We start from the raw sequence: 20,245 nt of genomic DNA, 5'->3' as shown, positions 1-20,245 counted from the left end.
AACAACTAATTAATTTCGAAGTAATTTATGTACGGGAAACAGAAAGGAGTACCTATGAATAACTTGCCTCCCGATTGTTCCATTGGGATGTTGCTCGGGATTACTCATCGCAAAATGAGTCAACAGCTCTTGCAGCGTCTCAAACCTTATGATATTTCCCCAGAGCAATGGTCGGTTCTGTACCAAATCTATCAGGCTGAGGGTTTAAATCAGAAAGAAATTGCAGCTAAGGCCGTGAAGGACCAGCCTACCACGACTCGAATTATTGATTTGTTGGACAAGAAGGGCTGGGTACGGCGTGTGAATAGTCCGCAGGATCGTCGGGCCTATTTGCTTCATTTGACTGAAGCAGGCCGACAGCTTGTGGAGGAGACTCTTCCTGTCGAACGTGATGCCAATCACGATTTTGTAAAAGGAATTTCCTCGGCCGATCTGAAGCAATTCCGCCAGACTCTTTTACAAATTCACGCCAACATGACCGAATCAGAGAAACAAGGAGAGAACGATTAATATGCAACAAGGCAAGCAACCTCTTTGGACCAAAGAATTTATCGTTCTTACGGTTTCCAATTTATTTTTGTTTCTGGAATTACAGATGATCCTATCTTCCATTCCTTCTTATGTGAAAAATACATTCCACGCTAGTTCCGTTCAGGTGAGTCTCGTTACCACCTTATTCGCTTTAAGTGCGATTGCAGCACGACTCTTTTCAGCCCGTATGCTGGAAAAAGGACACCGCAGTACCCTGATCTTCGTGGGCCTACTGTTTGCTTTGGCAGGAACGCTGGGGTACAGTGTTTCACCGACGATTACAGTGCTTCTACTCATGCGGATGTTATTTGGGATCGGCTTCGGTATGAGTAGTACGGCCTTTCCAACGATGGCCTCTGACGTCATCCCGCCCAAACGTCTCGGTGAAGGAATGGGTTTCTTTAGTCTGTCCACCAGTCTAGCGATGTCGATTGGGCCAACCATCGGCATTTCGATGCTGCAATACGGGAGTTTCAACCTGCTTGCCTATACGACAGCAGCTGTAATTGTTGTGATATTCCCGTTGGCTTACTGGCTGATTCGTACACTACCTAAGGGGCACATCGAACCACCTATGGTTCCTTTGGAAGAAGGGCGAAAACCGGCATTTAACCGTAAATTGTGGATTCCCGCCTTGTTGAACATGCTAATGTCTATCACATATGGTGGGTTACTCGGCTTTATGGCGCTTTACGGGGATGAAGCAAATCTGGCGCATCCTGCCTACTTTTTCCTGTTTAATGCGGTATCCGTGCTGATCGTGCGTCCCTTCTCGGGCCGTATTTATGACAAAAAGGGGGCAAAAGCACTGCTCATCCCCGGCTCCCTGTTTTTAATTGGCGGTCTGATCCTGCTTTCCTACGCGCACAGTGATGTCTTCATGTATATGTCTGCTCTTTGCTACGGTATCGGGTTTGGTGTCATGCAGCCGACCCTGCAAACCTGGATGATTCAGGTCGTGTCTCCTAAACAGAGGGGTATGGCAAACGGAATGTTTCTCAATTCCCTCGATTTTGGGGTTGCAGCCGGAGCGCTTATACTTGGCATTATCGCCAAAGCAAGTGATTATGCGTGGATGTACCGTCTCTCCTCGCTGTTTATTGTACTGTTCTTACTGATCTATGTCATACAAATCGTCGCAAGCCGTAAGCCTAAGACACATGTCCCTCTAGAAGGGTAAGTCTATGATTTACAATTGAATATTAGTTTATACTTGCTCAGTTTTCAAAAAACACCCGTTGCCATGATTTCATGGACAACGGGTGTTATTTCTTATTTCACAGGAGCTTTGCGTCTTAGCTTGGGAGAAAGAGGCTTTTCTCGGGACACATCTGTTAACCCCTTATCCACATTCATAGGGTCAGTGGATTTGTCATCTGTGGGTTCATCCTGCTTGGGTCTGACCGCAAACAGCATCAGCATAGCTGCAATGCCTCCCACTGCGGCCATCACGCCAAAAAGCAGACCATGTCCACTGCGACCCAGCAGCAATGAAACAACCGGAGGGCCTAACGATACCCCGACAAAGCGCATGCTGCTATACAACGAAGTAATGGTTCCGCGCTCCTCTTTTTCAATTCCCTTCGTAATGAGGGAATCCAAACAAGGCAGTGCGAGCCCAATCCCGCCGCCCCCTAACGTAAACAATCCGATCACCGCATAAATATTTTGGAAAAATCCGAGAATGGCAAAGCTGATCGTCAATACGGCCAAACCACTGAAACCGATCCACTTCATGCGCTTTTTGTGCTTGCCGATGATCTTGCCTCCTACATAAGAGCACAGACAGAGGGAAATCAGCGGAATGGCTAACACAAAACCTTTCCACACTCCATGGAGGTTGTAACGACTTTCCAGTATGTCAGATAAGTAAAACAGGACGCCAAAAATGACAAACATACAAATACCGCCCATTGCAAAAATAGCATAGAGCCAGCGTCCTTTTTCAGCAAGCACTTGCTTCACATTTCCCACAAATTCTCGAAACATAATCGGTTGGTTCTTACGCTTGGGCACATGAATCAGCCAAAGTACTAAAATGAGCGAAATCAGACAGAGGCCCGGAATCACCGCCAATGGCAAAAACCATAGAACAGCTCCCAACGCAGCACCGAGTATCGGACTTAGCACTTTACCAAATGTGTTGTAGGTCTCAACTACCCCTAGGTTTTTGCTGGCCTCATCCTCATTTTCGTACAGATCGCCCACAAGCGGAATGACTATAGGAAAAGCCCCTGCCGCTCCCGCACCTTGGAGTAGACGGCCTGCAATAATGGTCCAGTAAGCTGCCAAGTCGTGAAGCAGCCATGCCCCCACCGCAGAAATCCCCCCTCCAATCACAGTCAGAATCAGACAGGGAACAATCACCGCCTTACGGCCAAATCGGTCGGAGAGATAGCCCGCAATCGGTATCAGTAAAATGGCCACCACCGCATATACTGTAATCAACATGCTAATCTGAAAAGAGCTTACATGTAGCTTACGTCCGATTTCCGGTAAAACTGGAATCAGCATGGAATTACCCAGCGTCATCATCAGCGGGATGGAACCTAACGCAAGCAGATTCCCTTTATTTTGTTGCATCCCGTTACCACCTTTGCAAAAGTAATAACACAGCTGTTCTGATTCGTTCAACAGATGTTATTGTGTTTACATTGGTGGGAATTTATGCGGCTACACTTTAAATCCACCGACCCTTGCATTCAGAAGTTGCGACATATCCGCCAGTGTATGAATGGAAGACGCAATTTCCTCCATGGAAGCCAGTTGCTCTTCAGCCGCCGCACTGACACTCTGGGTTCCCCCTGCCGACTGCTCTGCTACTTCACGAATACGTTCTACTGCTTCCACCATTCGCTCGGATCCGCCGGACATTTGTTCTACGGACCGATTTACACTGTGAATCTGTTCGCTGACCTGTTGAATGGAACTCCCAATCTGACGAAATGCGGTTTCTGCGGATTGCATGACCTTTACGCCAGACTGTACTTCAACCGTACCTGTCTGCATACTGGAAGCGACATTTCCAACATGCTCCTGAATATTTTGCACAAATTGTGTAATTTCTGCTGCTGAAACTGATACCTGCTCGGCCAATCTTCTTACCTCAGAGGCTACAACAGCAAATCCTTTCCCCTGCTCTCCGGCTCTTGCCGCTTCAATCGACGCGTTGAGCGCTAGCATTCCTGTCTGTTTGGCTATTCCGGTAATGACAGCTCCAATCATGCCAATCTGTTCGGCCTGTTCACTAAGTGAACGCACAGCACGTGCAGAGCTGTCTACACTTTCGCTTACCTTTTCCATCTGACGCATAGCCTGACCTATAGATTGTTCTCCTGCATCTGCATCTTTAGCGGCTGTATCAGATAACTCGTACACCTGCTGGCTCGTAGCTGCAATATGCTCCAGTTCGTAGGCTAGCTCTTTCACGGTATCTGTAGTTTGTGTAATATCATCGACCTGATGCTCCATACCAGCTGCTAGCTCTTCCATTACACCGGAAGTATGACGATTGGCCTGATTCATTTCCTCTGTACTTACGCTAACCCGCTCTGCGGTTACGGTTAATGTACGCGCCGTATCCTGCGCATCCACTATAATACTGCGGAATCCCTCAATAAGCTTGTTGTAGGAGCTTGCAATCATACCGATTTCGTCTTTGGACGTAATATCCAGTCGGCTACGCAAATCTCCCCCACCTTCAGACATTTCCAACAGCTGCTCATTCATATGGTGTAATGGACGAATGGAACGAATCAGCACGATGGATTGAAAAATACTGTAAATGATAACTAGAAGTCCTACAACACTCGTAATCAAGGATGTATTCGTCATCGTTTGGTGCGCTTGCTGTACTTTCACCGTCACCATATCTTCTTGAGCTTTGACAAAGGCTACTACCTTAGTATCAAGTTGCTTGCGCAACATCCGTTCGTTTTCAAAATCATCGAGCAAATCAGAAAATGGCGGGAAAGCATCATCTCTTGTACTCTGATACCCCGCTGTAGTCAGTAAACGATGAACTTGATTCATATAGGTATTAATTCCCGTCTTGAGATCAGTCATCTTTTTCTTAGAATCCTCATTACCTGCACTAAGCAGAGCTTCTGTCTCCTGTAGCAACTTTGCAACTTCACTCTGCTTGTTTCCGATCTCTCGCCCGTACTGTTCGTCACGAGTTAGCAAATATGCCCGCTCATCATTAGATATACCGTTTAACAAAAATTGAAGAGACTTCGAGTTATACGCAATAGCCTCTTCACGATTCATAATATCCTTGTACTCATTCTCACTATGTACGCTTAAAATGTAATTGGTCAGCAGCATGGCTGCAATCACACTCGGGATCAGTATCGCGCTAAGAATCATTTTGGCCTTAATGGTTAAATTCATGAATCGGTCCCCCAGTTATTTCTGAATAAAATGTCCAACTTACTATATATCGTTTTATTCGACTGTTTTTTTGAATGAAACAGAAAAAGTGTATAGATTTTTAAATATATTTATGTCTATTCAGTGAACATATATATCTTTTTTAATATCAAAGAACAAAAAAATTCAAAATTAGGTAAATGAACTCTTTTCAGTTTGTACCCTTCGAATTTCAGACTATTAAAATGATATACTATGTATTGGTATGCCATAAGCCTCAAGGAGGATCTGCATGAAAAGTCTGGAACTGAAACCACTTATTCACGTGCTTAACGAGTTGGAAACTCGCAGCTGCCTTATTGAGCTGCAGGGTAATATGATCATGAATTATTATCGTGAACCTCAAATTGCTAACGAACTCTATAAAATAAATTCCTGTACCAAAAGCGTGATTTCTGCATTAGTTTGTATCGCTATGGACCAGCAACGAGGACCGAAACCGGAGACGCTAATCCTCGAATTCTTTCCCCAGTTGGCCACAGATAGTGATTCTCGAAAGCGTGATATTACGATTGAACATCTGCTGACGATGTCTGCAGGCTTTAACTGGACGGAATTTGGCGGGCAAAATTCTTTTCCTACCATGAGCAAAACGTCAGACTGGGTGCAATTTGTGCTTTCACAGCCATTATCGGATGCGCCAGGGACGCGAATGGAATACAGTTCTGGCTGTTCTCAACTTTTGGCCACCATACTACGTAATGTTTCTGGACAAACAGTTGCTGAATTTGCCGAGCAGCAATTATTCCAACCGCTCGGTATCGAAAGCTACCGTTGGGAGACCGATCCTCAGGGCACGCATACAGGTGGATTCGGACTGCATCTCAGGCCGATGGACATGCTCAAATTCGGGCGGCTTTATCTGAACGAAGGAGGCTGGGAAGGACGGCAGATCATCCAAACAGAGACAGTCCGATATTCAACCCGTCCGTTTCTTCCTGCTGCCAAACCACAAAAAGCATTTTACGGCTGGCACTGGTGGACTTCTTCCTTTTCAGATGAAACAGAGACAGGAACTGAAAGGGACTATTTTTACGCTCTCGGCTTCGGTGGGCAATACATTGTTGTCGTCCCGTCGTATGACATGGTTGTTGTCGTTACCGCTGATAAATTCAAAAAGAAACGGGCTCCTGTGGATATTTTCCGGCAGTATATTGTACCGCTGCTACTCCAGCAGAATAGATAGGAATAGATACCGAAGCTAAAAGTTGCAACTGGTCTCTAGCAAAAATCTGCATCAAAAAGGGCTTGCCTGTTGGATCAGGCAAGCCCTTTTTTTGCATATAATCGCTACATTATGACATACTTCATCCACTATCTAGAGCCTTACTTAGTCCAAGTGAATCGTAAGCTCTTGCTGTCCGCTGGAAGCTGGTGTAATGATTACACCCTGTTCTCCCGACTGGCTGCTGCCTTCCTCCACTTGAACAGCCTCATGGATACCGCGCAGGACTATCGACCATGGTTTAACAGCACCTTCAGCCTTCACCGTAATAACAGAATCCTTGCGGCTGGCAGTAACCGTTAGCTCTTCTTCACCTGACGTATTCACGATTACCGTTCGAGCTTGTTGCCCCTCTCCAAGCTCAAACAAATGAAGCGCCACTTGATCTGCATAATCATAGTCCGGACGACTGTCCTCATGACCAATTGCCAACAGTGTGTTCGGCTTCACGAGCACAGGCAAGGTTGTAAAATCATGATACTCGTTGACCCAACGACCACCAGACATGCTCTTGTTTGTTAACAAATTCGTCCACTGACCCTCTGGTACATAATACTGTACACTGCCTTCTTTATTAAAGATCGGGGCTACCAAAATGGAATCTCCTAGCATGTATTGTCGATCGAGCGTTGCACAGGTTGGGTCCTGCGGGAATTCCAACACCATAGCCCGCATCATCGGCAGTCCCTTCACCGAGGATTCCACAGCAGAAGCATACAGGTGTGGCATCAGCGAGCATTTGAGTTTGGTAAAGCTGCGTACCACGTCGACTGACTCTTCGTCAAACAGCCAAGGAACACGGTACGACACGTTTCCGTGTAGTCGGCTATGGGAGGATAAAAGTCCAAACTGCACCCACCGTTTGTATAAGTCCGGCGCAGCCGTTAGTTCAAAGCCGCTAATATCATGGCTCCAAAAGCCAAACCCACTCAAGCCAAGTGATAATCCGCCCCGCAATGATTCTGCCATCGACTCATACGTCGACGAGCAGTCTCCGCCCCAGTGAACCGGGAACTGTTGCCCCCCAGCCGTAGCAGAACGTGCAAATAACGCTGCTTCATTTTTACCCAGCTTTTCCTCCAGCACTTCAAACACTGCCTTGTTATACAAATGCGTATAATAATTATGCATTTTCATTGGGTCAGAGCCATCATGATAAACTACATGTGTTGGAATACGCTCACCAAAGTCGGTTTTGAAACAGTCCACGCCCTGATCGATCAGCACCTTCAGCTTATCCTGATACCATGCGACAGCAGCCGGATTCGTGAAGTCAACCAGCCCCATTCCTGCCTGCCACAGGTCCCATTGCCAAACGCTGCCATCAGCTGTTTTGACCAGGTAGCCATTCTCCATGCCTTCATCGAACAAAATGGACTTTTCTGCAATATACGGGTTGATCCATGCGCAGATTTTGAGGCCCTTAGCCTTCAATCTCCGCAGCATGCCTTCTGGATCTGGGAACATATCTTGATCCCACTGGAAATCACACCATTGGTATTCCTTCATCCAGAAGCAGTCAAAATGGAATACCGAGAGTGGTAGATCCCGCTCAGCCATCCCGTCCACAAAATGGTTCACGGTCGCTTCATCATAATCTGTTGTGAACGAAGTGGTCAGCCACAAACCAAAGGTCCAGGCTGGTGGTAATGCAGGCTTACCCGTCAGCTTGGTGTAATTGTCCAGTACCTCTTTAGGGTTAGCTCCACCAATAATAAAATACTCTAACGATTCGCCGGAGACGCTAAACTGAACCTTTGATACATTTTCCGATGCAATCTCATAGGATACCTTTTCCGGATGGTTGACGAACACACCATACCCTTTATTCGATAGATAAAATGGAATGTTTTTATAGGCCTGCTCACTGCTAGTCCCGCCATCTTCATTCCAGATATCGACCACTTGGCCATTTTTTACGAACGGGGTGAAACGCTCTCCGAGTCCATATACGTACTCACCGATGCCCAGCTCCAGCTGTTCTCGGAAAAAAGGCTGATCCTGCGGGTCTGTAATATAGCCTGGTCCCCGATGTCCGCTGCCTGTGACTTTACGATCCTCGACATAAAAGCCTACATCCCAGCTCTTCCCACGACCGACTCGCACACTCAGATCGCCGCTTTTCAGTACCGCTGCGTCCTCATCCACTGTTATATCTACCTCTGTTGGCAAGGTGTGAATCTCAAAATTCGGCCCCTGATGCACCCGTCCCTTATGGTGGTTCAGACGCACCTGAATGACATTCGGCATAGGCGAGCTGTAGGTCGCTTTCAGCAACGCTCCGTTCAGTGTATCTCCTTTGTGCTCGATCCGGTGGGTCGCTGCATATACCGTCATGGAAGCATCGTCCGTCACAATATCACGGATATCAGCAGGATTTTGTATTTCATAGCCCTTGCGAACCATCCAATAGCCATCAGTAAATTTCATCTGTTACTTCCTCCGCTTCAATCTTTATTTCTTGATCCCAAATCGCTTGTTGGATTTTTGCGAAATCCTTACTATAATAATATTGATTTATGTAAGGGTTTACTTCGTTTATTTTGACGTATTGTATCAATATTTTGATGTTTTCTATATAAATCAGTTTGCAGAAGAGGAGTCGTTGAAATGCAAAGGGAAATGTTGCGGGAAAACCGCATTCACGGCAATCCCATGTACCCAGTCAGCGTATATCCGAGCGTAGAGCAGTTGAACGGAAATAGTATACTGGAATCTCATTGGCATGAAGAGATGGAGTTTATCGTAGTGGAGCAGGGAAGCGCCATTTTTCAGACGGATATGGTCTATACGGAGGTTAACAAAGGTGAAGCCCTTTTTGTCAACAGCGGCGAGCTTCACGCCGGTTATTTACAAAAAAGCCCTCGCTGCATATTTTCTGCGGTGGTGTTTCATCCAGACATGCTGTACAGCCGCACGCAGGATACGGTGCAGACGCAGTTTATTGACCCATTTATCAGTAAAAAGCTTGTCCCTCCCCCTCACATTCGAGGCGTGCAGCCCTGGGAGCAAGAGGTGCTGGCTGCATTGCGACACATTATCACCAGCCATGAGCAGAATACGCCTGCCCGTGAATTGGCGACCAAGGCGCAGCTCTATAGCATGATTGCCTGCCTGTATCCACACATGACCCCTGCTAACGGAGAGGATGTGATTATGGCGGGGCAACGCAACAAAGTTGAACGGATCAAAAAAGCGCTGGCGTATATCAACAGTCATGCTCATGAACCTATACGTTTACGGGAGATCGCAGATGAGATTGGAATGAGTGAGGGGCATTTTTGCCGTTTTTTTAAGCAGATGGTTCAGAAAAGCCCGGTAGAATATATCAACTATCATCGGATTCAGAAGGCTTGCAGGTTGCTGGAGCAAAGTGATCGCAAAGTGGTTGATATTGCGCTGGATGTTGGTTTTGACAATTTAAGCTATTTTATTGCGACCTTTAAAAAATGGAACGGCCTGACCCCTTCGCAGTACCGTAAGCAGCACGAAGCAGATCAGGCGCTTGCTGTCCCTTATATAACAGACTAATATGCCATAGGATAAATCATTTATTTTTTTTGGGCTTCATAAGTACTAAAATTATTTTTCTTCCTCTTAACTTAGTAAATATGTAGCCAGCTACACCTCCTAAAACAGAGGGAATTAACCACCCTAACCCTACATTATATAATGGAAGAAGATGATTGAAAAAGTCATTAATTACATTAATTTTTATTCCAGCAGCATTCAAGCCATCAAATAAACTAACGATAAAGGTTAATATCAAACTGCCTTGATATACTTCTGACTTTCCTTTAAATACGGGATGTAAAAAAGTTAAAAATATAAGAGAAATAGCAATAGGATATATTGCCATTAATACTGGCGTTGAAACCTTAATAAGCTGTGTTAAACCTATGTTGGCTACAAGAGCACTAAATATAGATAGCATGAGAGCAACTCTTTTGTATGAGACTTTCGGAAATAATCCATGAAAAAAAGAAGAGCAGGAAGTAATAAGCCCTACACTTGTCGTTAAACACGCTACTGTAATCATTAAGCCTAATAGAATAGAACCATAAGATCCAAAATAATAGGAGGAAACCTTAGCTAGCACCTCAGCGCCATTTCCCAAAACACCCAATTTTTCAACGCTAGAAGCTCCCATGTATGAAAGAGACGTATAGATAAAAGCTAAGAGTATAACCGCAATGGCTATCGCTTTGGCACAAATGATCATCAACTCTTTTTTTGTAGTAACCCCTCTATCCTTAATTGCATTCACAATGATAATTCCAAAAATAAAGGCTACAAGAGCGTCTAATGTTAAATAACCCTCTTGAAAGCCTTTGAAAAAGACATTCGATGTATAACCTTCCGCAGGTTCTTGGAATTTTCCTATGGGGTGAATAATAGCTACAATCACAAGTAATCCAATGAATGTCAATTTAATGGGTGTTAGGAACTTTCCGATAACATCAATAATTTTTGTAGGATTAAGTGATAACAAGCATGCAACTGCAAAAAAAAGAATAGTAAATACAACAAGTGCGACAGGATGATCTGCATTGTTAGAAAAAAAAGGCTTTACTCCAATTTCAAATGACACACTACCGGTTCTAGGAATTGCATATAAAGGTCCGATGGCTAGATAAAGGATTGTTGTAAAGACAAGGCCGAATACAGGATGTACACGACTCGCTAAAGTTTGCAAATTGCTTTTGCCCGAAAAAACAAAGGCTGTGACGGCTAGTAATGGTAAGCCAACTCCGGTAACCAAGAAACCCGCATTGGCTACCCATACATTCTTTCCAGCCATTTGCCCAAGCATAGGTGGAAAGATTAGATTCCCTGCACCAAAAAATAAGGCAAATAGCATTGAGCCTATAATGATAATAAAGGACGAAGAAACACTTTTCGACATAATAAATCCTCCAACTACGAACTCACAACATTTTGTTTTATTCGTTTTCTTTTTAATTTATAAAATATATGTTAATAGAGCCTAGTGATAACCCGTGCCTTTAGGATGAGCGGGTTTCGTCTTAACTCATCGTTACACAATACTCTATATACGATCAGTATTTCAAGTAACTTTGTACTTGCAGAATGAACTTAGTGAGCTTAATGAACTATAAGAGAATTTTACACTTAGGACTTATTTCTTACAAGATGTAGATATAGTACTATTCTTCTTCAACATATTTAAAATAGTTTGAGCCCCCATTTAATCCATATCAGGATCTGCTGTTTTATTCAAATCCTCAACTGATTGAAATAAGCACAGGAAATCTTGGGAAAATGCCCTATGGAAGCGAGTGAATAATCCTTACAATTAATAGTACAGACAATACATATTGACGTTGGCAACACATTGAGCGGCTACAATTTGAAGGGGTGCTTAAACATGATGAATTTGGCAAAACGCAACTATTGGTCTCTGAGTATTTTTAACTTCGCTTATCTGTTTACATGGTCTGCCGCCATGTCTTTTTTTGTCATTTGGCTGGGACAAAGCCTGGGAATTTCAGAAACCTACACGGGATTTCTATATGCGGCTAACTCAATCGTGGCCTTGATTATGCAACCCCTGTTCGGTTACTTATCCGACAAGCTGGGTCTGAGAAAACATCTGCTGTACATACTCTTTACAATTCTTTTACTCGTCGGACCCTTTTTTATCTATGTGTACGGTCCATTACTTCAAACGCAGTTCGTCATTGGTGCCATTGTTGGTGCGCTATTTATCGGCCTGGTATTTAATGCAGGTAATGGTGTCGTCGATTCGTATATGGACAAAGTTTCGCGTAAATACGGCTTTGAATACGGACGGGTTCGTATGTGGGGTTCACTTGGGTGGGCGGCGGCTACTTTTGTTGCAGGACGGGTCATCAATATCAATGTAAACCTGACCTTCTGGATTGCCTCGGTATCTGCCGTTGTTGCCATGATCTGCATCTTTCTGACCAAAGTCGAAATTTCCGGACAGGAGCAGCAGAAAACAGAATCGTTGAAGCTACTCGATGTGCTGCATCTCGTGCGTACCAAAAAGTTCTGGTTTCTTATGCTATTCATGGTTGGCGTGACCCAAATCTATGAGGTATATGACCAGCAGTTTGCCACATACTTCGTATCGCAGTTCAGTTCCAAAGCGGAAGGAAATCAATTCCTCGGTGATTTAAGCGCTGTGCAGGTTTTCCTGGAATTTGTGTTCCTTTTCGTTACCCCTTGGTTTGTGAACAAAACGACCGCCAAATGGGCATTAATTATTGCCGGGTTGATTATGTCTCTGCGTATTATCGGCTCTTCGTTGCCATTCGGTTCCATATGGGTAGCTGCAATGAAGATGATTCACTCCCTGGAGAAACCGCTTATTCTGGTAGCCATCTTCAAATACATTACCGTTAACTTTGACCAGCGCTTGTCCTCCACCATGTACCTGCTGTATTTGTTTATGGGCTCCCTGGTGGTTTCCATTTTCTCGCCCATTGTGGGGCATATGTATGAAGTATTAAATTTCCCGATAACTTATGTAATTCTGGGTTGCATTGCAGGCCTGTTCACCATCATATCCTGCTTTACACTGACGGCAGACAAGAAGAATGGGGAGCGGTATCTGGAGGAACGTCGTAAACAGGATCTGAAAAGAGCAGCCAAAAAAGCTGAAGCCGTTCATTCGTAATCTAATGGTTTGAGCTTAACAAAACAGCGGCAGTCTAAGACTTTTTTTTCTCGTCCAAGGCTGCCGCTCTTAACTCCACTTGATTTGAAGCTTATTTTAAATCTTGAATACCGACACCGTTTGATTCATCTCTTCCGCTCTCTTGGCAAGCATGTTAGCACCTGCTGACACTTCCTGCATGGATGCGGTAGTTTCCTCAACTACGCTTGCGACTGTTTGAGTAGAATCTGCAGTACGTTCGGAGATTTCAGCAATTTTCTTCATCGATTCAACCATAGAAACGGTTCCTTCATTTACGGATCTTGCTTCTAAAGCCGCCGTGTCCACCTCACTACCCACTTCTTCAACGGCACCCACAATCTCAGAAAAAACGTTACCTACACCTTCGACAAGCATCATGCCTTCATTCAGAGATTGAACACCTTCATTCATTGAAACCACAACTTCATCTGTTCTTAATGTGATTTCGTTGACCAGCGAAGAAATCTTGCCCGTTGCTTCACTTGCTTGTGCCGATAAATTGCGTACTTCATAAGCGACAACCGCAAATCCTTTTCCCTGCTCTCCCGCTCTTGCAGCTTCTATACTCGCATTTAGTGAAAGCAAATTGGTTCGGGCTGCTATATCACTGATCATAGCTGTGATCTGTTTAATCTCCGCCGACTTTTCGCCTAGAATATTTACCACTTCAGCGGATTGAGTTACCTTGGTATGCACATCTCTTATTTGGAAGACAGTCGAAGACATTTGGGTTTTCCCGTTGTTTGCTTTTTCTTGTGCTTGGGTTGTGAGATTAGCCACATGAACAAAGCGATTGGTTATGTTGTCTACACTTTTAGAAACGTCTACCGTGTAATTCAGCGTTTCAGCTATATCTGCAAGCTGTGTCTGAGATCCCTCTGCGACTTGAGTGGCACTTATAGCTATCTGCTCGGTAGCGATGCTCGTCTGTTCCGCACTGGCCGTTAACTGTTCAGCCGTAGAGGCAACCAGTAAGGAATTATCCACAACTTCCTTTAAAAGGTTGCGCAGTGAATCGCACATTTCATTAAAATCGGATGCCAGTTCCCCGACCTCATCTTTTGACCGGACTCTAAGGGGCTCCACTTGCAGGTCCCCCCTCGTTACCAGCTTTATCTGTTCCGCAATCTTTAATATGGGCTTAGTGAACGATTGAGCCAGTAAAAAAGAACCGATAATTCCTAGGATCGTACATATGATAGTCAGAGAAATCATCAAAATTCTACCTGAATGGTAAGATTGACTCGATTGATTAGCGGCATCAGTAGCGTACTGCTCATTAAGTAACTTCAGTTTATTTACATTGTCTAATGCTGCCTTATAAATAGAAGAATTTCCATGAATGATCATGTAGGCCATCACTTTGTCGTTTTCTTCCATGGCAGCGGAAACCACCTTTAGATGGCGAAGATACATTGCCCACTGACCATAAAAATTGGTGAACAGTTCTTTTTCCTCTGCCGTAGAGGCTAAACTTTGATATTCATTTACACTCTTATCCATTGAAGCTGTAGCTTTGGTTAATTCTTCTTGATAAGTGCTGCGAACAGCCGCATCCTCTTCAAGTATCAATCGAACGGTGAGTCTATCGATTTCTGTAATCTGCTTATCCATACCCTGAAGAAGAATAACCGCAGGCAAAGACCTGTTATTTACCTTATCAGAAGCCTCACCCATTTCCGACATCTTAATGACGCCTATAACACTTGAAAGGGACAGTACGATAACCAGTATGAGCGCTGCACTAATTATTTTTTTCTTTAACGTTAATTTAAACATCTTTATCTTCCTCCCGTAACTGGTCTCGTATCATCACTGCTGAGCTTTCCAGTATATGCGTATTTGGCGCAACAGCTCAGCCTTATCTATCTTTCCACTAATGTAGCTTTGGATAGATGCTCCTGTGATGGCCCCGTGATCAGGTGGAAGTGTTGCCATAAACGGCAGCGTCTTTCCGTTCGACATATATGACTTGATCGATCGTCCCAAAGGATCGGCAGGCTCTAAATTAATATTTTTAAACGCGGGTATCGTATTAGCCTTGTTTACCAGAAATTCTTGTCCGGACTTGTCGTATACCAGCCAGTTCAGAAACTTCTTTGCTTCCTCTTGCTCCTGAGGTGTTGTAGTTGTAGAATCAATGAAAATATACTTTGTTACACCGACTGTGATTTTAGCATTGTTAGGGTCATCTGCATTATCGCTTAACGGAAGAGGCAAAAAACCGTATTCCTCATTTGCTGTATCATTGCTCTTAATCCCAGCCCAAGCCCAGTTGCCCATAAACCAAAGCCCCACTTTTCCCTCTCCTAATGCTTTGACTCCATCGTCATACGTGCTGTCCAAAGGTGAATTCTTATTGATGCTGTTATTCTTGAGCAGATCTAAAGTTTGTACCCATCCAGACATTACATTATTTTGGGACATGTCTATGGAGTTATCCTGCATACCCTTAACAAACTCTGGAAAACCCACAGGTTGAACAGAATAAGACAGAGCTAAAAGATGAGAGCCGAGAGACCAGTCCATTGGTGAAAGCATGACCGGTGCTACTCCCGTCTTCTGAATCTTAGCCATTAATGAGTTCAGGTTGCTTCTACTTTTCACCGAAGAAGGATCAAAAGAACCCCCTGTTGCCTTGTCCAATACTTTCTTGTTATAGATTAATCCGTAGCCTTCTACTGCAAATGGGAATCCCAGCACAGCATCGTTTTTCTTAACTGTATCAAGTCCATTTTCTATCGTATCGGCTACCCACTTCTCTTTACTTAAATCAACGGCTTTATCCAGGAATGTCTGCGTGTCGCCCGGGTCAAGCATCGACATCGTTGCTGGACTTCCTGAGCCGTACATCGACATCAGCTTTTGATATGCAGACGTCCCCTCAGGAGCGGTTATAATCTCCAAAGATACTTCAGGGTGCTCTTGATTGTATTGTTTTGCTACTTCTTCTAATTGGGTTTTTATTTCAGATTTGGAATTCAAAAGTGTAATCTTGGTCATCTGCTGTGATACTGGTGAAGCTGAACAACCTATAAACATCATTAAACATACTAGAGAAATCGCAACTTTTAGCTGTTTTCTCATTAACTTTCCCCCTAAGGATTTACTTTGATAAATTTTATGAATAATATTCAATGTTATCGACATAATTCTCCAGGAAGATTAGCAATTTTTAGTTGGTAAATATCGGAAGGTAATTAAATAGTACAAACTGGTTGTTACGTTAAGTTAACGGACAGGACAGCGCAACGTTTTTTTATCCAGTTGCGTCTTCATATGGGGGAAGTTACTGCGCAACAAATTTAACCGAAAAAGGAGCCATCATTTATGAAAAAAACATTCTTTGCGGCTTTTCTTGCAATTTTTTTATTTATTTCATCGTCCACTACTTATGCAGCACAAAATCAGATCAAAGTTGACGGTGTGGCTATTACATCCGATGTGAAACCCGAAATGAAGAATAAACGCGCTATGGTACCTCTACGTGTTATAAGCGAAAGTTTGGGGGCTAGTGTCGAATGGTCCAATTCTGAGGTTATTCTCGCTAAAAGCAAAATGAAAGTGAAATTAGCAATAAACAGAAGCACAGCGGAGAAAAATGGTGAACAGATACTGCTCGATGTAAAACCATACACGAAAAATAATCGCATATATGTTCCACTTCGTTTTATTGCAGAGGCGTTTGGCTGCAATGTCAATTACAGCAACTTTGCAGTGACTGTTGATACTAAACCATTGTTCATAAACGGTGTACAAGTAAAAGCACTTCAACAGGAATACCATATGTTTATGGGCGGCGTAGTTCAGCAAGTTCATGGCAATGCATATAATGAAACCATTTATAATATTTTCGCAAAAAACATAGGTAAAAAGGTTGAAGCACCTGCAAACTACTCTTGGAGCTTCACTATTGACACACCTGGATCTTATTATAAAAATGCACAATATGATTTTTTAGGCCAAAAAGGGAAAAGCTTAGCTCGTTTTGATATTTATTCTTTAATTAGTCCTGTTCCATCTGAACTTTCAACAGAATATCCAGAGATTTTGATTCATGACGTATCGAAAAATGAGTGGTATTTGTTTAACGATACCGCAAGAAAATTCATAAATCAGTTAATGGATACCGCTGGGAAGAACGGTTTTTTGATGATTATAAGTAACACAGTTGTATAATGTGATTTTTTCTTATTACACTTTTTCGTCTCCAAAAGATAAAAGGCGAATTCCCAGCTGAACATAAGCAGCACAGGAATTCGCCTTTTTTAACCGTATATAAGATGAACTCTTCATTTTACATAGAAAGCGGAATGACGGTTATTTTTCCATCTGTAACATTTCTGACTCATAGGACTGAAATGCATTTTCCATACCCATCACTACATCTTTAATCTTCATGTATCCTTTGGTATACGGCTCCGAATCGCGAATTTCTTCCCACATATAGTGATATTGCTTCATGTCCTCCGTTTCGCATACGACGAAATCAGTGTAGTCCTTTCCAGGCAGTGCTTCTGCATCAAAAAAACGAACCTGAACATGTTCGCTATATTTTTGAATGGTAGCCTGCAAGGCCCCCGCATATTTTCGACGTTCCTCCCGAGGTAGAGCCAACCAGGAAGGGTAGAACTCCAATAATACAATCATCATATAACGCATATGCCTTATCTCCTTTTTTGGTGAAGCTTGAATGATGTATCGTTATTGTACGCTGATTGTCTACAACGTCGCATTAACATAGGTTAATGCGGATCACTACGCAGCAAACGACTAAGTGATACAGGGGAGACGCCTATGTACGAAGCTATATGATATTGGGCAACTCGTTTGTCCAATCCGGGATATTTGTGAAGAAAAGCATGATAACGCTCCTTAGCGGAAAGATACAATAATTCGCGCTCCCGTTCCTCTTTTCGAATATAAAGTCTTTCTACACTTTTACGGACGAATCTTTCCCACATATGGCTTGTATCCATAAGCTCCTTCAATACGTGATATGGAATTTCAATGACAACCGAATCTTCCATGGCCTCAATCGAAAAAGTGGATAGTTCTCCTTGGATCATAGCCCCATAAGAGGTTACGTAATCATCTTCTGGCGAAAAACCAACATTATATTCTCTGCCATCTGCTAATGTATAAAATAAACGAAATAATCCCTCTGAACAAAAATAGGCATGTTTCACAGGCTCACCCGTTTCAATGAGAACCGTTCCCTGCTGAATATGCTTCACACAGGTTTGCTCTACAAACCTGTTCCAATCCTGCTCTATAATCGAGGCATGATGAGCCATTTTTTCTAATGAACGATAATAGGAATGCATCTGCCCACCGCTCCTTGATTTTTATAAAGGAATCGAAGATATTTTTTTGACTTCGTGTATGAAAAACAGGGGTTATCCCTCAGGTCTGGGCAGACCTGTAGGACAACCCCTAGCGACGTGTTCTATCAGACTTCCGCAGCATCCTCTTCCACAAAAAGAGATACCTTGCGAATGCCATCCGCTCCGATCACGACAAGCCCCTGATCCGACAGACGGATTTCAGGGATAACGACCAGTGCGAGCAGTGACAGTGTCATCAGCGCGTTGTTCAGCATGCAGCCGGACTGCTGAAGCGCCCGACTGATACTTTCGGACTGCGCAGCTACCTCTGCAAACGGAGCTGGGGACATCAGCCCGGCGATAGGTAGCGGGAAGCGCGTCTCACCCGAGGCGGATACGACCACCACGCCGCCACGCAGGGCAACAGCCTGCTTCGCCGCCTGGGTCATGAGCTCGTCATCATTACCAATGACGAGCAGGTTGTGGCTATCATGCGCGACGGTCATGGCAATCGCAGCCGGCTCGGTGAAGCCGACACCTGTCACAAGTGCAACCGCGTGACTGCCACTGGCATGATGGCGCTCGAAAACGGCTATTTTGCACAAATCCTGTGCAGGATCTGCCGTGATTTCTCCATTACGGATCGGAACGATCATTCGCACTTCCTTCGTGTCCACGTGGTTTTCCGTAACACGAATCACCCGTACAGGTACATTCCCCTCCTGTACTGGAGCCGCAATGCGAAAATCTGCAGCACTCAGTTCTCGTCCCAGATGGACCGTGTCCATCACTTCCGCAGGATAAACGAAGCCGTCCCAATCGGCGACCATTTGACCGTGCTCGGCCACCAGCTGGCCCGCTGCGATGGTAGCCGTCACATTCACTTCGGCCAATCGGCCATCAAGCAAAATTATGTCGGCAATCGCACCCGGAATGATCGATCCGATGTCCCGTGCCACGCCGAAGCGCTCTGCCGTATTCAGCGTGGCCATCTGAAACGCGGTTACGGGCTTGACGCCCTGTGCAATGGCATGACGCACGACGAAATCCATCTGCCCTTCATGGAGCAAGGATTCAGCGCTGCGGTCATCCGTTACCAGCATCATGCGGCGCGTGTCGAGACCCATTTCCGTGCTGGCTCGGATCGTCTCGGCTACATCATGCCATGCGGAGCCTTGCCGCATCTTGGCATACATGCCGAGCCGGATACGCTCGGCTACATCCTCGGGCGTGACACACTCGTGGTCGCCCGTAATTCCCGCGGCTGCATAGACCGGCAGCCGCCAATCATCGGAGGCCCATGTAAAATGGCCATCCGCCACCTTGCCCGCGCGCAGCGTGGCCTGAATTTCACCGATCATCACATCGTCTCCATAGACGACACCAGGGAAATTCATGACTTCGCCCAGCCCGATCATATCCGGGCCCCAGCTTAACGCCTCTGCGACTTCCGCCGGGCCGAAGGAGGTACCCGTCGTTTCCAGCTCCGGACCTGTGGACGGGACGCAAGAAGCCACCTGCATGTAAGCAGCCAGCGGTGTCGTACGTGCTTCGTCCAGCATTAGACGAAGCCCTTTTAGACCCAGTACATTGGAAATTTCATGCGGGTCAAAAAAACCACCCGTCACTCCCAGTGGCAGTACAGCCTTAGCGAACTCCGTTACGGTCAGCTGCGTGCTTTCGATGTGACAATGTCCGTCCAGTAACCCCGGTGCCATATAGCGGCCTTCCGCTTCAATGATTATGGTGTCTTCTCCAATCGTATGACTGACGTCCCTACCGACGTAAGCGATACGAGCACCTTGCACAGCAATAGACATGCCCGGCAGCAACTCGCCCGATACCACATTGACCAGTGTTCCTCCGCGGATCACCAGCGATGCCTTGCGCTCTCCTCTAGCTGTAGCTACCAACTCGGGTACACAGTCCGCTAGCGGCGGGCGTTGAAATACACTCTTCATGTCCATTACGTTTGTAACCTCCGTTTATGCTTCTTACCTGTTTTGCTTATTTGCTTATGTTACTGGAATACGCTCCATAATGCCA

At 44.8% G+C, this 20,245-nt stretch carries 15 protein-coding genes; 6 read left to right on the top strand and 9 right to left on the bottom strand.

Features of this window, described 5'->3' with window-relative positions; all coding sequences use genetic code 11:
• The first annotated feature begins 54 nt into the window (after positions 1–54).
• Together ACYCSE_RS19475 and ACYCSE_RS19470 are read left to right on the top strand one after the other, a co-directional pair.
• Entirely contained in the window at positions 55–510 is a 456-nt protein-coding gene (locus tag ACYCSE_RS19475) for a MarR family winged helix-turn-helix transcriptional regulator (protein WP_254327895.1), read from the top strand.
• Between the two features lies 1 nt (position 511).
• Positions 512–1,711: an MFS transporter gene (locus tag ACYCSE_RS19470; protein WP_103047946.1), complete on the top strand. Its 1,200-nt coding sequence runs from the start codon at positions 512–514 to the stop codon at positions 1,709–1,711.
• Positions 1,712–1,803: 92 nt separating this feature from the next.
• Here ACYCSE_RS19470 and ACYCSE_RS19465 read toward each other — a convergent pair whose 3' ends face one another.
• Together ACYCSE_RS19465 and ACYCSE_RS19460 are read right to left on the bottom strand one after the other, a co-directional pair.
• Positions 1,804–3,114 (bottom strand): MFS transporter, encoded by a 1,311-nt coding sequence (locus ACYCSE_RS19465; protein WP_459699441.1) that lies wholly within the window; start codon positions 3,112–3,114, stop codon positions 1,804–1,806.
• A gap of 90 nt (positions 3,115–3,204) precedes the next feature.
• Positions 3,205–4,923: a methyl-accepting chemotaxis protein gene (locus tag ACYCSE_RS19460; protein WP_459699439.1), complete on the bottom strand. Its 1,719-nt coding sequence runs from the start codon at positions 4,921–4,923 to the stop codon at positions 3,205–3,207.
• Positions 4,924–5,194: 271 nt separating this feature from the next.
• Between ACYCSE_RS19460 and ACYCSE_RS19455 the strand changes: the two genes are divergently transcribed.
• Positions 5,195–6,148: a serine hydrolase domain-containing protein gene (locus ACYCSE_RS19455; RefSeq protein WP_459699437.1), complete on the top strand. Its 954-nt coding sequence runs from the start codon at positions 5,195–5,197 to the stop codon at positions 6,146–6,148.
• 144 nt (positions 6,149–6,292) lie between these two features.
• Here the strand turns inward: ACYCSE_RS19455 and yicI are convergent, their stop codons facing one another.
• Positions 6,293–8,617 carry an alpha-xylosidase gene (gene yicI, locus ACYCSE_RS19450; protein ID WP_165175749.1) on the bottom strand — a complete coding sequence of 775 codons (2,325 nt, stop codon included), beginning with the start codon at positions 8,615–8,617 and terminating at the stop codon, positions 6,293–6,295.
• Between the two features lie 180 nt (positions 8,618–8,797).
• Between yicI and ACYCSE_RS19445 the strand changes: the two genes are divergently transcribed.
• A complete protein-coding gene (locus ACYCSE_RS19445; RefSeq protein WP_069291669.1) occupies positions 8,798–9,718 on the top strand; it encodes an AraC family transcriptional regulator in 921 nt (306 codons plus the stop codon).
• A 16-nt stretch (positions 9,719–9,734) separates the two neighbouring features.
• Here ACYCSE_RS19445 and brnQ read toward each other — a convergent pair whose 3' ends face one another.
• Positions 9,735–11,093, bottom strand: a complete 1,359-nt coding sequence (brnQ, locus tag ACYCSE_RS19440) for a branched-chain amino acid transport system II carrier protein (RefSeq protein ID WP_459699434.1) — start codon at positions 11,091–11,093, stop codon at positions 9,735–9,737.
• A gap of 483 nt (positions 11,094–11,576) precedes the next feature.
• Between brnQ and ACYCSE_RS19435 the strand changes: the two genes are divergently transcribed.
• Complete coding sequence (locus ACYCSE_RS19435) at positions 11,577–12,851, top strand: oligosaccharide MFS transporter (protein ID WP_459699432.1); 1,275 nt, start codon at positions 11,577–11,579, stop codon at positions 12,849–12,851.
• A 96-nt stretch (positions 12,852–12,947) separates the two neighbouring features.
• Here ACYCSE_RS19435 and ACYCSE_RS19430 read toward each other — a convergent pair whose 3' ends face one another.
• Together ACYCSE_RS19430 and ACYCSE_RS19425 are read right to left on the bottom strand one after the other, a co-directional pair.
• Entirely contained in the window at positions 12,948–14,651 is a 1,704-nt protein-coding gene (locus ACYCSE_RS19430) for a methyl-accepting chemotaxis protein (protein WP_459699430.1), read from the bottom strand.
• Between the two features lie 33 nt (positions 14,652–14,684).
• Positions 14,685–15,959 (bottom strand): ABC transporter substrate-binding protein, encoded by a 1,275-nt coding sequence (locus ACYCSE_RS19425; protein ID WP_459699428.1) that lies wholly within the window; start codon positions 15,957–15,959, stop codon positions 14,685–14,687.
• A gap of 243 nt (positions 15,960–16,202) precedes the next feature.
• Between ACYCSE_RS19425 and ACYCSE_RS19420 the strand changes: the two genes are divergently transcribed.
• On the top strand, positions 16,203–17,051 hold the full coding sequence (locus tag ACYCSE_RS19420) for a copper amine oxidase N-terminal domain-containing protein (protein WP_459699426.1): 849 nt from the start codon (positions 16,203–16,205) through the stop codon (positions 17,049–17,051).
• 141 nt (positions 17,052–17,192) lie between these two features.
• Here the strand turns inward: ACYCSE_RS19420 and ACYCSE_RS19415 are convergent, their stop codons facing one another.
• From ACYCSE_RS19415 to ACYCSE_RS19405, 3 genes are all read right to left on the bottom strand, one after another.
• Positions 17,193–17,534, bottom strand: a complete 342-nt coding sequence (locus ACYCSE_RS19415) for a darcynin family protein (RefSeq protein WP_069291665.1) — start codon at positions 17,532–17,534, stop codon at positions 17,193–17,195.
• An 83-nt stretch (positions 17,535–17,617) separates the two neighbouring features.
• The gene (locus ACYCSE_RS19410) at positions 17,618–18,199 is read right to left on the bottom strand and encodes a Crp/Fnr family transcriptional regulator (RefSeq protein ID WP_459699424.1); all 582 of its coding nucleotides are present in this window, start codon (positions 18,197–18,199) and stop codon (positions 17,618–17,620) included.
• A 125-nt stretch (positions 18,200–18,324) separates the two neighbouring features.
• The gene (locus tag ACYCSE_RS19405) at positions 18,325–20,166 is read right to left on the bottom strand and encodes an adenine deaminase C-terminal domain-containing protein (protein WP_235308070.1); all 1,842 of its coding nucleotides are present in this window, start codon (positions 20,164–20,166) and stop codon (positions 18,325–18,327) included.
• Positions 20,167–20,245 lie beyond the last annotated feature (79 nt).

This window comes from Paenibacillus sp. SEL1, from assembly GCF_054602535.1.
The sequence above is the reverse complement of the archived record's forward strand: the minus strand, read 5'-3'. Positions and strand labels throughout refer to the sequence as shown.

Bases quoted from the DNA above. Each gene is read 5' to 3' on its own strand.
- ACYCSE_RS19410 (WP_459699424.1), bottom strand. From the start codon at position 18,199: ATGCATTCCTATTATCGTTCATTAGAAAAAATGGCTCATCATGCCTCG.
- brnQ (WP_459699434.1), bottom strand. From the start codon at position 11,093: ATGTCGAAAAGTGTTTCTTCGTCCTTTATTATCATTATAGGCTCAATG.
- ACYCSE_RS19430 (WP_459699430.1), bottom strand. From the start codon at position 14,651: ATGTTTAAATTAACGTTAAAGAAAAAAATAATTAGTGCAGCGCTCATA.
- ACYCSE_RS19420 (WP_459699426.1), top strand. From the start codon at position 16,203: ATGAAAAAAACATTCTTTGCGGCTTTTCTTGCAATTTTTTTATTTATT.
- ACYCSE_RS19425 (WP_459699428.1), bottom strand. From the start codon at position 15,959: ATGAGAAAACAGCTAAAAGTTGCGATTTCTCTAGTATGTTTAATGATG.
- ACYCSE_RS19460 (WP_459699439.1), bottom strand. From the start codon at position 4,923: ATGAATTTAACCATTAAGGCCAAAATGATTCTTAGCGCGATACTGATC.
- ACYCSE_RS19445 (WP_069291669.1), top strand. From the start codon at position 8,798: ATGCAAAGGGAAATGTTGCGGGAAAACCGCATTCACGGCAATCCCATG.
- ACYCSE_RS19405 (WP_235308070.1), bottom strand. From the start codon at position 20,166: ATGGACATGAAGAGTGTATTTCAACGCCCGCCGCTAGCGGACTGTGTA.
- ACYCSE_RS19465 (WP_459699441.1), bottom strand. From the start codon at position 3,114: ATGCAACAAAATAAAGGGAATCTGCTTGCGTTAGGTTCCATCCCGCTG.
- yicI (WP_165175749.1), bottom strand. From the start codon at position 8,617: ATGAAATTTACTGATGGCTATTGGATGGTTCGCAAGGGCTATGAAATA.
- ACYCSE_RS19470 (WP_103047946.1), top strand. From the start codon at position 512: ATGCAACAAGGCAAGCAACCTCTTTGGACCAAAGAATTTATCGTTCTT.
- ACYCSE_RS19435 (WP_459699432.1), top strand. From the start codon at position 11,577: ATGATGAATTTGGCAAAACGCAACTATTGGTCTCTGAGTATTTTTAAC.
- ACYCSE_RS19455 (WP_459699437.1), top strand. From the start codon at position 5,195: ATGAAAAGTCTGGAACTGAAACCACTTATTCACGTGCTTAACGAGTTG.
- ACYCSE_RS19475 (WP_254327895.1), top strand. From the start codon at position 55: ATGAATAACTTGCCTCCCGATTGTTCCATTGGGATGTTGCTCGGGATT.
- ACYCSE_RS19415 (WP_069291665.1), bottom strand. From the start codon at position 17,534: ATGCGTTATATGATGATTGTATTATTGGAGTTCTACCCTTCCTGGTTG.